This is a genomic window from Kumtagia sp. (genome assembly GCF_059502445.1).
This window is the reverse complement of the sequence record NZ_JCACER010000001.1, coordinates 107167-119234: the sequence shown is the minus strand read 5'-3', so window position 1 is coordinate 119234 and position 12068 is coordinate 107167. Positions and strand designations below refer to the sequence as shown.

Annotated in this window: 10 protein-coding genes; 5 read left to right on the top strand and 5 right to left on the bottom strand. The window is 66.6% G+C overall.

Going from position 1 to position 12068, the window contains the following annotated elements:
* Positions 1 to 19: 19 nt before the first annotated feature.
* Entirely contained in the window at positions 20 to 682 is a 663-nt protein-coding gene (locus AC5JDC_RS00580) for a YggS family pyridoxal phosphate-dependent enzyme (RefSeq protein WP_495838144.1), read from the bottom strand.
* A gap of 137 nt (positions 683 to 819) precedes the next feature.
* Between AC5JDC_RS00580 and leuS the strand changes: the two genes are divergently transcribed.
* From leuS to AC5JDC_RS00555, 5 genes are all read left to right on the top strand, one after another.
* Positions 820 to 3468, top strand: coding sequence for a leucine--tRNA ligase (leuS, locus tag AC5JDC_RS00575; protein ID WP_495838142.1), 2649 nt, complete (start codon positions 820 to 822; stop codon positions 3466 to 3468).
* Positions 3455 to 4015, top strand: coding sequence for an LPS assembly lipoprotein LptE (gene lptE, locus AC5JDC_RS00570; protein ID WP_495838140.1), 561 nt, complete (start codon positions 3455 to 3457; stop codon positions 4013 to 4015). Before leuS ends, lptE begins: the two co-directional genes overlap by 14 nt.
* Before the next feature lie 232 nt (positions 4016 to 4247).
* Positions 4248 to 6428 carry a primosomal protein N' gene (locus AC5JDC_RS00565; protein ID WP_495838138.1) on the top strand — a complete coding sequence of 727 codons (2181 nt, stop codon included), beginning with the start codon at positions 4248 to 4250 and terminating at the stop codon, positions 6426 to 6428.
* A gap of 333 nt (positions 6429 to 6761) precedes the next feature.
* Positions 6762 to 7505, top strand: a complete 744-nt coding sequence (locus AC5JDC_RS00560) for a DUF2272 domain-containing protein (RefSeq protein WP_495838136.1) — start codon at positions 6762 to 6764, stop codon at positions 7503 to 7505.
* A 17-nt stretch (positions 7506 to 7522) separates the two neighbouring features.
* Entirely contained in the window at positions 7523 to 7993 is a 471-nt protein-coding gene (locus tag AC5JDC_RS00555) for an SH3 domain-containing protein (RefSeq protein ID WP_495838134.1), read from the top strand.
* A gap of 69 nt (positions 7994 to 8062) precedes the next feature.
* Here AC5JDC_RS00555 and AC5JDC_RS00550 read toward each other — a convergent pair whose 3' ends face one another.
* The 4 genes from AC5JDC_RS00550 to urtC form a co-directional block, all read right to left on the bottom strand.
* A complete protein-coding gene (locus AC5JDC_RS00550) occupies positions 8063 to 8476 on the bottom strand; it encodes a nuclear transport factor 2 family protein (protein ID WP_495838132.1) in 414 nt (137 codons plus the stop codon).
* A 407-nt stretch (positions 8477 to 8883) separates the two neighbouring features.
* Positions 8884 to 9579 carry an urea ABC transporter ATP-binding subunit UrtE gene (gene urtE, locus AC5JDC_RS00545; RefSeq protein ID WP_495838130.1) on the bottom strand — a complete coding sequence of 232 codons (696 nt, stop codon included), beginning with the start codon at positions 9577 to 9579 and terminating at the stop codon, positions 8884 to 8886.
* A gap of 402 nt (positions 9580 to 9981) precedes the next feature.
* A complete protein-coding gene (urtD, locus tag AC5JDC_RS00540; RefSeq protein WP_495838128.1) occupies positions 9982 to 10728 on the bottom strand; it encodes an urea ABC transporter ATP-binding protein UrtD in 747 nt (248 codons plus the stop codon).
* A gap of 3 nt (positions 10729 to 10731) precedes the next feature.
* Positions 10732 to 11958, bottom strand: a complete 1227-nt coding sequence (urtC, locus tag AC5JDC_RS00535; protein ID WP_495838126.1) for an urea ABC transporter permease subunit UrtC — start codon at positions 11956 to 11958, stop codon at positions 10732 to 10734.
* Positions 11959 to 12068: the final 110 nt, after the last annotated feature.

Here is a 12068-nt window from a genome sequence, read left to right as displayed (position 1 = left end):
GTCAACTGCATCAGCGGGCTCACCGCGCTCCGAAGATCGCCGAGCCGACCCGCACTCCGGTGGCGCCGAAGGCGACCGCCAGCTCGTAGTCGCCGGACATGCCCATCGACAGCTTTTCCAAGCCGGCCTGCCGCGCCAGCTTGTCCAGCAGCGCGAAATGCGGTCCCGGATTCTCGTCGATCGGCGGGATGCACATCAGGCCTTCGATCGCCAGGCCATGCACCTCGTGGCAGCGCTTGACGAAGGCGATGGCCTCGCGCGGCTCGATGCCGGCCTTTTGCGGCTCCGAGCCGGTGTTCACCTGGACGTAGAGTTTCGGCGCCTTGCCCTGCCTGGCGATTTCCCTGGTGAGCTCGGCGGCGATCTTCTCGCGGTCGACCGTCTCGATGACGTCGAACAAAGCCACAGCCTCCTTCGCCTTGTTGGACTGCAGCGGGCCGATCAGGTGAAGCTCAATGTCCGGGAACTCCGCCTTCAGCGCCGGCCATTTGCCCTGTGCTTCCTGCACGCGGTTCTCGCCGAACGCGCGCTGGCCGGCTTCGATGACCGGGCGGATGTCGGCGGCATCGAATGTCTTCGACACGGCGACCAGCGTGACGCTGCCGGCCGCGCGCCTTGCCTCGCGCTCCGCCGCGGCGATTTTCGCTTTCACTTCCGCCAGCCGGGAAACTGCGTCGCTCATGCCTCACCCAAAGGAGAAATGGCCTCAAGTTAAACGTGACTTCCGCGTTTGAAGGGGAAAAAATTTGACGCCCCCGGCAAACCATGGTGAAGGTCCGCCGAACCATTTTGCCCGTCTTATCCAGCGAAATCCCGACAATGGCAACCGAACGCTACAATCCGCGCGCATCCGAGCCCAAATGGCAGAAGGCCTGGGACGCGGCAAAGCTCTTCGAGACGAAGAACGACGACCCGCGCGAGAAATACTACGTGCTGGAGATGTTCCCCTATCCGTCGGGGCGCATCCATATGGGCCATGTGCGCAATTATACGATGGGCGACGTGGTTGCCCGCTTCCAGCGGGCCCGCGGCAAGAACGTGCTGCACCCGATGGGCTGGGACGCCTTCGGCCTGCCGGCGGAGAACGCGGCGCGCGACAACAAGGTGAACCCGCGCGACTGGACCTACGCCAACATCGAGACGATGAAGGGCCAGCTGAAGACCATGGGCCTGTCGCTGGACTGGGCGCGCGAGATCGCCACCTGCGATCCCTCCTACTACAAGCACCAGCAGAAACTGTTCCTGGACTTCTGGAAGGCGGGACTGGTCGAGCGCCGGTCGGCCAAGGTCAACTGGGACCCGGTCGACATGACGGTGCTCGCCAACGAGCAGGTGATCGACGGCAAGGGCTGGCGCTCGGGCGCGCCGGTCGAGCAGCGCGACCTGACGCAGTGGTTCTTCAAGATCACGGCGATGAGCCAGGATCTGCTGGACAGCCTGGAAACGCTGGAGCGCTGGCCGGAGAAGGTCAAGCTGATGCAGGCCAACTGGATTGGCCGTTCCGAGGGCCTGCTGATCCGCTGGCCGCTGGCGGCGGACACCGCGCCGGCCGGCGAAAGCGAGCTGGAGGTCTACACCACCCGTCCGGACACCATCTTCGGCGCCTCCTTCATGGCGATCGCCGCCGACCATCCGCTGGCCAGGAAGGCGGCGGAGGGCAATCCGCAGCTCGCCGCCTTCATCGACGAGATCCGGCATCGCGGCACCTCGGCCGCCGAGCTGGAGACCGCCGAGAAGAAGGGCTTCGATACCGGCATCCGCGTCGTGCATCCGTTCGATCCGAGCTGGCGGCTTCCCGTCTACGTCGCCAATTTCGTGCTGATGGACTACGGCACGGGGGCGATCTTCGGCTGCCCGTCCGGCGACCAGCGCGACCTCGACTTCGCCAACAAATACGGCCTGCCGGTGGTGCCGGTTGTGATGCCGGAGGACGCCGACGAAAAGACCTTCGCCATCACCGAGGAGGCCTATGTCGACGACGGCGTTATGATCAATTCGCGCTTCCTCGACGGCATGAAGCCGAAAGCGGCGTTCGATGAAGTGGCGGACCGGCTGGCAGCCGTGTCTATCGGCAACCGGCCGATGGGCGAGCGAAAAGTGCAGTTCCGGCTGCGCGACTGGCTGATCTCGCGCCAGCGCTACTGGGGCTGCCCTATCCCGGTCATCCATTGCGACGCCTGCGGCTCGCTGCCGGTGCCCGACAGCGCGCTGCCGATCGAACTGCCGGCCGACGTCTCCTTCGACAAGCCCGGCAACCCGCTCGATCACCATCCGAGCTGGAAGCATGCCGACTGCCCGAATTGCGGCAAGCCGGCGCGGCGCGACACCGACACGATGGACACGTTCGTCGATTCGTCCTGGTATTTCGCGCGCTTCACCGATCCGTGGAACGAGGCGGCGCCGACCACTCTGCCGGCGGTCGACGGCAAAAAGGGCTGGCTGCCGGTCAACCAGTATATCGGCGGCATCGAGCACGCGATCCTGCACCTGCTCTATTCGCGCTTCTATATGCGGGCCATGAAGGCGACCGGCCATGTCAGCGACGTCGAGGAGCCGTTCGAGGGCCTGTTCACGCAAGGCATGGTCGTGCACGAGACCTACCGCCTGCCGGAAGGCTGGATCACGCCGGCCGAGGTGAAGGTCGAGGAGGTCGACGGCGTTCGCCGCGCTACGCTGATCAAGGACGGCGCGCCCGTCGAGATCGGCGCGATCGAGAAGATGTCGAAGTCGCGCAAGAACGTGGTCGACCCGGACGACATCATCGCCAGCTACGGCGCCGACACGGCGCGCTGGTTCATGCTGTCGGATTCGCCGCCCGAGCGCGACGTGATCTGGACGGAAGCCGGGGTCGAGGGCGCGTTTCGCTTCGTCCAGCGCGTCTGGCGGCTGGTGTCGGAGGCCGCGCCGGTCGTTGCCGGGGTGAGCCCTGCCGGCGCCTCGGAAGGCGAGGCCGGCGCCTTGTCCAAGGTCGCGCACAAGACGCTGAAGGCGGTCGGCGAGGACATCGACCGGCTCGGCTTCAACAAGGCGGTGGCGCGCATCTACGACCTGACCAACAAGATCAGTGCCTTTCTGGGTTCGTCGTCGGACGGGACGGACGGAGCGGCGAAGCTGGCTTCCGCCGATGCCGCGGCGCTGCGCCAGGCAATGGAGTTCCTGCTGTCGATGATCGCGCCGATGATGCCGCACCTGGCCGAGGAGTGCTGGGCGGTGCTGGGCGGCGAGGGGCTGATCGCCGAGCGGCCGTGGCCGGCCTTCGACCCGGCGCTGACGGTGGACAACGAGATCGTCTACCCCGTGCAGATCAACGGCAAGAAGCGCGGCGACTTGACGATCGCACGCGACGCAGATCAAGCTGCGGTGGAGAAGGCAGCACTTGCGCTCGAGGTCGTGCAGAAGGCACTCGAGGGCAAGGTGCCGCGCAAGGTGATCGTGGTGCCGCAAAGGATCGTCAATGTCGTTGCCTGATCGCCGGACTGCCCGCCCCTCTTTCCGCCGCACCGGCATCGTCGCGCTGCTCGCAGCGCTGGCGCTGGCGTCCGCCTGCACGGTGCGGCCGCTCTATTCGGACGCGAGCCTGGAGACGGGCGCGGTCCCGGGAGCCCAGGAGGGGCTGAGGCAGATCGCCATCGATCCGGTCAATACGCGCTACGGCCAGCGGCTTCGCAACGACCTGATCTTCCTGCTCAACGGCGGCGCCGGCCAGCCGGATCAGCCGAAATACAAGATGACGCTGAACGCCACCGTGCTGGTGCTCAACGAGGCGGTGATCTCGGTCGGCGACGAGAACCGGCCGTCGGCCGCCTCGCTGCACATGACCGGCAGCTATGTGCTGACCGATCTCGCCACGGGCAAGCCCGTCGCCAGCGGCTCGCGCACCATTCCCGCCTCCTACGACCAGCCGACACAGGAATTCGCGAACCTGCGCGCCCGGCGCGACGCCGAGGACCGCGCCGCCCGCGAGCTGGCCGAGCTGCTCAGGCTCGACATCGCCCAGAAACTGGCGAAGCTCTGACGAACCGAGGGCAGTGACGGCGCGAGTGCCGGGGACAGTTTACTTTTTCGGCCCGCTCGACCTCTGAACCGCTTCAGCCTTTCTGCCGAAAGAAAGTAAACTGTCCCCTGCGGCTCCTCCCGCACGCGTCGGCGCACTAATTTCATGTTATCGGATAGACAGAGTGAAACTGTCCCGGCGGTCATCACTGCCGCCTTCCCCTGACGAACAAGTCGGGGCAAGGTCGCTCATCATGAAACGAGATTCGCAGACCGGCGCGGTGCCCGTGATGGTGCCGGTGCCGGCGGAAGCGCCTTACACCTATGCGGTGCCGGCCGGCATGACGGTCGAGCCCGGCTCGATCGTGCGGGTGCCGCTCGGCCCGCGCCTGGTCGCCGGCATCGTCTGGGACGGCGACGGTGGCGCGGTCGACGCGAAGAAGCTGCGGCCGATCGACCACGTGTTCGACTGCCCGCCGGTGCCCGAGCCGATGCGCCGGTTCATCGACTGGGTCGCGACCTACACGCTGTCGGCGCCCGGCATGGTGGCGCGCATGATCCTGCGCGCGCCGGAAGCCTTCGATCCGGAACCCTGGATCGAAGGGCTGAAGCGCACCGGTGCCGTGCCGGATCGTCTTACCGATGCCCGTATGCGCGTCCTGGAGCTTGCCGGCGACGGCCTTGCCTGGACCCGCTCGGGCCTGGCGCATGCGGCCGGCGTCTCCTCCTCGGTGATCGACGGGCTGAAGGCGCAGGGCGTGCTCGCCAACGAGATGATCCCGCCGCGGCCGGTCGTGGCACCTCCAGACCCGACCTATGGCGGCGGCAGGCTGAGCCCCGAGCAGGCGGACGGCGCGACCGAGCTGTGCCGGACCGTCGCCGAGGATCGCTTCAGCGTCACGCTGATCGACGGCGTCACCGGCTCCGGCAAGACCGAGGTGTATTTCGAGGCGGTGGCGGCCGCGCTCGCGCAGGACCGCCAAGTGCTCATCCTGCTGCCCGAGATCGCGCTGACCCAGGCCTTCCTCGAGCGTTTCCAGGACCGCTTCGGCGCCAAGCCGGCCGAGTGGCACTCGGACCTGCCGCCGCGCATGCGCGAGCGCGTCTGGCGGCAGGTGGCGGAAGGCCAGACCCGCGTCGTGGCCGGCGCGCGCTCGGCGCTCTACCTGCCTTTCCCGAAGCTCGGCCTGATCGTCGTCGACGAGGAGCACGACCCGGCCTTCAAGCAGGAGGACCGCGTCTTCTACAGCGCCCGCGACATGGCCGTGGTGCGCGCCCATATCGGCGGGTTCCCGGCGATCCTCGCCTCGGCGACGCCGTCGGTTGAAAGCCGGGTCAATGCCGACCAGGGTCGCTACCGGCGCATCGCCCTGCCGTCGCGCTTCGCCGATGCGGCGCTGCCCGACATCCGTGCGGTCGATCTGCGCCGCGCACCGCCGGCGCGGGGCGGGTTCCTGTCGCCGGTGCTGGTCGAGCAGGTGCGGCGGACGGTGGAGCGCGGCGAGCAGGCGCTGCTCTTCCTCAACCGGCGCGGCTATGCGCCGCTGACGCTCTGCCGCGTCTGCGGACACCGATTCCAGTGCCCGTCCTGCTCGGCCTGGCTGGTGGAGCACCGGTTCCGCGGCCAACTGCTCTGCCACCATTGCGGCCATCACGAGCCGCGGCCGGAGGCCTGTCCGGAATGCGGCACCTTCGACCATCTCGCGGCCTGCGGGCCCGGCATCGAGCGCATCGCCGAGGAGGTGGTGGGGCATTTTCCGGAGGCGCGCACCATCGTGCTGTCCTCCGACATGCTGGGCGGGGTGAAGCGGCTGCGGCTCGAGCTCGACGCCATCGCCAAGGGCGAGGCCGACATCGTCATCGGCACGCAGCTCGTGGCCAAGGGCCACAATTTCCCGAACATGACGCTGGTCGGCGTGGTCGATGCCGACCTCAGCCTTGCCAATGGCGACCCGCGCGCCGCCGAGCGTACCTTCCAATTGCTCAGCCAGGTCACCGGGCGGGCCGGGCGCACCGGCAAGAAGAGCCTCGGCCTGCTGCAGACCTTCCAGCCCGACCATCCGGTGATGCGGGCGCTGGTGTCGGGCGACGCCGCCGCTTTCTACGAACGCGAGATCGCCGAGCGCGAGCGCTCCGGCCTGCCGCCCTTCGGCCGGCTGGCCGGCATCGTCGTCAGCGCCGAGACGCGGGCCGAGGCGGACGGCCATGCGCGCGGCCTGCGCCGCGCCGCGCCGCCCGCCAACGACATCAGCGTGCTCGGCCCGGCGGAAGCGCCGCTGGCGCTGATCGCCGGCCGCCACCGCTTCCGCCTGCTCGTCCATGGCGAGCGGCGATCCGACATGCAGGGATTTCTGCGCACGCTTCTCGCCAACGGGCCGAAGCCGCGCGGTTCTATCCGCGTGCAGGTCGACATCGATCCGCAGAGCTTTCTGTGAACAACGGCCTGCAGCGGCCGTTGGGCAAATGAGGCCTGTCCAGAGCACGGCATGCAACTTCCGCGCGATCTGGGGGGTTTAAATATATCCTTTTACAAATCAGAAGATGAAAAACTGAGAAACCAAGGGATATGCTTCACAGGGTCAGGAGATAAATATAAAAGCGGAAGGACATTCTCTAAATTGTTTCTCATTCGATATTGAAATATAAAAGTATTTCTTGTATATTGCTTCTTGTGTACGCGCCGACGCTCAAAACATGCGGCGCATGCCAGAGATTTACCCGAAAATTGAATGGTAACCTTTGAGAGGTTCATCATGCCGGAAATGCGCGTGAATCTTGATATGCTGAATCTGCGGGCTGCGCCCGTCAACGGCACCATCCTGGCCGCGCTGCCGCGCGGCCATGCAGTGGCCACGGCCGGTCCGTCGGGAACCGACGGATGGGTGAAGGTCGGAACGAAGGTCAATGGGCACGAGGTGGAAGGCGTCGTCGCCGAACGCCGCCTGCGCGCGCCGGTCAGCGCGGCCAAGGAAAGCCTGATGTCGGCGGCCGTGGCCGAATGGCTGCAGTTCGACCGGGGATCCGGCAAGGAGAACGAGGAACCCTACTTCCGCTTCGTCGGCAAGATGTGGGACGCGATCGGCCTCAATCTCGACGGCAGGGACCGCGACCAGCCGTGGTCGGCGGCCTTCATCTCCTGGTGCGTGCGCACCGCGGGATACAACGGGTTCAAGTTCGCTGCCGCGCACGCCCGCTACATCCACGATTCCATCAAGAAGAAGCTGGCCGGCGAGGAGTCGCCGTTCTGGGGCTGGCGCATCGGCGAGCAGAAGGCAGAATTGGGCGACATGGTCTGCCAGTGGCGCAACACGCCGCGCACCTACGACCAGGCGGCCGCGGCCGACGGCTTCTTCAGCCATTGCGACATCATCGTCGAGGTCGGCGACGGCTTCGTCAGGGCGCTCGGCGGCAACAACAGCGACACGGTGAACTACAAGCGCTACAACCTCACCGCCGCCGGGAATCTCCTCTCCGAGCGCAAGGTCTTTGCGATCCTGAAGAACCGGAACTGAGGCACTTGCGCAGCGCGATGGCAAACCCGATCCGCGGTCTTCCGCGGCAAGTGCTCGAAGGACGTGGCGGACGCGGCCGGCGTCGATGGCCGGGCGTCTCGTTTCCGGCCGCGATCCTGCTGTGCGCGGTCCTGGCGGCCACGCATGCGTCGGGCCAGAATGCTCCCGTCGCCGTCATGGTCGGCGGCGACGCGGAGTCCGACGCATGCGGCGCCAGCGCGGCTGTCGCCGCCATCGCCACGCGGCTCAATGTACGCAGCGGGCCAGGGCCTCGCCATCCGGTCGTCGACAAGCTGGCGGCTGGCAGCGGGATAACCATCTGCGAGGAAAAGGCCGATGGGCCCGACGGCCGCTGGTTCGGCATCGTCTACGGCAAGGCAGGCCAGGACTGCGGCACGGGAACGCCCGCCGCCGTCAGATCCTCCTACAAGGGTCCCTGCCGGAGCGGCTGGGTCTCCGCGGCTTTCGTCACGGGCTTCCGGGAATAGCTCGCCCCGGCACCGCGCCGCCGACGCTATCCCTCACGACTTGCGGGATTCGCGGGAGATCGCGGTCGGCTATGCCGCCGACGGCAACGATCCTTGCTCGACGGCGGCGATCAGCGCCGTGTCGTAATATTCGAGCAGTTCGGTCGCGCGGCCGTCCAGGACGGTCCAGAAATGCGCCGAGCGCATCTGGAAGCGCCGGCCCGACCCGCGATGCGTCAGCTCCACCTCGATCTGCGCGGCCACCCGGTCGCCGTCCGCCAGGAAGGCGGCCGGACGGAAGGCGTGATAGTCATAAGTCCGGTGCAACTCGGCCAGCCGGGCACGGAATGCATCCCGCCCTTTGCAGTGTCCGCCGAACCGGACCAGTGTCTGGTCGACCGGCCAGTCGAAGCACACATCCTCGTCGCAGTACTTCAGGGCACCGTCCATATCCCCGGCGCCATAGAGCTCGTATATCGTCTTGACGGTATCAAGCGCGGTCATGCAATGCCCTCCCTCTTCTCCGAAGCGATCGGCCACCTTCCCTAAGGTAAACTGCGCTATAGCAGAATCACACGGCCGCCGCCACGGGCTCCTGAAAACCAGCCGATGTGCCATGTAAATTCTGGTTGATCGCAGGCTTTGTTCGAGCCCCACCTGCCGACTGCTTGTTTCTTTCTTGAGGGTCTACCATTCATTGTCTCTTGCCCGCGTCGCAGGTGCGGTCATTGATTTTCGGCATCTGGAATAGATATGGCGGCTGTTCGCAATGGTGATCCGGTGGTCACGGACGGAATCCGTCCGGCCTCATTCGCCGGGGATCGGCGGCGCGAGTCACGGAGGGCTCACCGTCGGCCTCAGCCGGAGCAACGGCCACGCGGCCTCCACGGAAATGCGGCTGGGCCTTCGCGTCACACGGTCAGGAATTTCCGCACGTCCGGCCTGTCGAGGTCGGCAGCCGGGCCGGTATGCACGATCCGGCCGCGGTCCATGATGTTGACCTCGTCGGCGAGCTCGCGGCAGAAGTCGAGATACTGCTCGACCAGCAGGATGGCGATGCCGGCGCTGTCGCGCAGGTAGCGGATGGCGCGGCCGATATCCTTAATGATCGAGGGCTGGATGCCCTCGGTCGGCTCGTCGAGGACGAGCAGCTTCGGCCGCATGACCAGGGCGCGGCCGATGGCGAGCTGCTGCTGCTGGCCGCCGGAGAGATCGCCGCCGCGGCGCGCCAGCATCTGCCTAAGCACCGGGAACAGTTCGAACACATGCGGTGGGATGTTGCGTTCCGACCGCTTCAGTGGCGCGAAGCCGGTCTCGAGATTCTCCTTGACCGTCAGCAGCGGGAACACCTCCCGCCCCTGCGGCACGAATGCGATGCCCGACCGGGCGCGATCATACGCCGCGCTCCGGTCGAGCGCCTTCCCCTCGAAGGCTACCTTGCCGCTCGTCAGCCGGTGGTGGCCGACGATCGATCTCATCAAACTGGTTTTTCCCACGCCGTTGCGGCCGAGCACGCAGGTGATCTTTCGCGCGTCCGCCTTCAGCGAGACGTCGCGCAGCGCCTCGGCGGCGCCGTAGTGGAGGACGGCGTTCTCGACCTCAAGCATGGTACGTCTCCGCGCGCTGCGGGTCGAACGCCCGGGGACAGTCCGCCTTCTCCCGCCCGCGCCAGCGCCGGAACCGCCGCAGCATGTCGGCGGGAAGAAAGTGAACCGTCCCCTGCACCTGGTCCTCCCGCGCCCCCACCGCCGCAACGATGGGGGTGACGAGCCTTCCGGCGCGCCAGGGGAGGTTGGTGAAATGGCTGGGCAGGCTACCCCCACCCCTGGCCCCTCCCCACAAGGGGGAGGGGGACCTTGCGGCCGCTTTGCGGGGCAAAACCGTCGACAAGTTGAGCCCAGCGGAAGTGCGAGCCGGTCCCCCTCCCCCTTGTGGGGAGGGGTTAGGGGTGGGGGTACCGCGCGAACGGATCCCATCAAATCGATCCAGACAAACCCGCCACATCGCCGTCACCGCCCCAGATACACTTCGACCACCCGCTCGTCGGAGGAGACGAAATCGAGCGTGCCCTCGGAAAGAACCGAGCCCTCGTGCAGGCAGGTGACCTTGACGCCGAGCTCGCGCACGAAATGCATGTCGTGCTCGACCACGATCACCGAATGGGTCTTGGCGATGTCCTTGAGCAGGCGCGCCGTCTCCTCCGTCTCGGCGTCGGTCATGCCGGCGACCGGCTCATCGACCAGAAGCAGCTTCGGGTCCTGCGCCAGGAGCATGCCGATCTCGAGCCACTGCTTCTGCCCGTGCGACAGGTTGGCGGCGAGATCGTGCCGCTTGTCTCCGAGGCGGATGATCGAAAAGATCTCGTCGATGCGACGCTTTTCCTCGGCCGAGTGCTTGTGGAAGAGCGCCGGAAAGATCGAGCGCGGCCCCTTCAGCGACAGCAGGATGTTGTCCTCGACGCTATGGTTCTCGAATACCGTCGGTTTCTGGAATTTGCGGCCGATGCCCATCATGGCGATCTCGGCCTCGTCGTGCCTGGTGAGATCGGTCTGGCCGTCGAAGAACACCTCGCCGGTATCCGGCCTGGTCTTGCCGGTGACGATGTCCATCATCGTCGTCTTGCCGGCGCCGTTGGGGCCGATGATCGCCCGCATCTCGCCCTTGTCGAGGACGAGCGACAAATTGTTGATGGCGCGGAAACCGTCGAAGGAGACGGAGACGCCGTCGAGATAGAGGATGGTGCCGCTCTTCGACATGGCCTACTCCGCCGGCTGCGGCGCGAGGCCGCCATGCGGGGGCTTCAACTGCGCCGCCGGGCGCGGCTCGACGCGCACGACCACCTCTTCCTTGGAACCGGCGTCGCCGTCCGCCTCGTCCGGCGCAGCCCGGTGCCGCGAGCGCGCCCGCCACTGATCCCAGGTGCCGACGATGCCCTTCGGCAGGAACAGCGTCACGGCGACGAACAAGCCCCCGAGCGCGAACAGCCACAGCTCCGGCAAGGCGCCGGTGAACCAGCTTTTTCCCGCATTGACCAGCAGCGCGCCGACGATCGGCCCGACGATGGTGGCGCGGCCGCCGACCGCCGTCCACACCACCACCTCGATCGAATTGGCGGGGTCGAATTCGCCCGGATTGATGATGCCGACCTGCGGCACGTAGAGCGCGCCGGCGATGCCGGCCATCACCGCCGACAGGGTGAAGGCGAACAGCTTCACGTTCTCGGCCCGCCAGCCGAGGAAGCGGGTGCGGCTCTCGGCGTCGCGCACCGCCATCAGGAGCTTGCCGTATTTCGAGCCGACGATTTTCCAGGTGACGAACACGCCGAGCGCCAGCGCCAGCGCGCTCGCCGCGAACAGGGCGGAGCGCGTCGTATTGGCCTGCACGCTGAAGCCGAAAATGTCCTTGAAGTCGGTCAGCCCGTTGTTGCCGCCTAGACCCATGTCGTTGCGGAAGAAGGCGAGCAGCAGCGCATAGGTCATCGCCTGCGTGATGATGGAGAGATAGACGCCGGTGACTCTGGAGCGGAAGGCGAACCAGCCGAATACGAAGGCGAGCAGGCCGGGCACCAGCATCACCATCAGGGCGGCGAACCAGAACTGGTCGAAGCCGTGCCAGAACCAGGGCAGCTCCTTGTAGTTCAGGAACACCATGAAGTCGGGCAGCAGCGGGTTGCCGTAGACGCCGCGGTCGCCGATCTGGCGCATCAGGTACATGCCCATGGCGTAGCCGCCGAGCGCGAAGAAGGCGCCGTGGCCGAGCGAGAGGATGCCGCAATAGCCCCAGACGAGGTCGAGCGACAGCGCCAGCAGCGCGTAGCAGAGATATTTGCCGGTGAGCGCCACCATGTAGGAGGGCACATGCAGTGCCGAATCCGGCGGCAGGGCGAGGTTCAGGATGGGCACGACGATCGCCACCGCCACCAGGATCGCGATGGTGATGGCGATGCGCCTGTCGGCGCCGGCTGCGAAGAACTTTCCGGAGATCATGGTTGGGATCTCCGACGTCGAATGCCAAGTGAAAGAGTCTTTGCGAGAGAACCCCCACCCCTAACCCCTCCCCTCAAGGGGGAGGGGAACACGGAGGCGTCTCCGCCAAG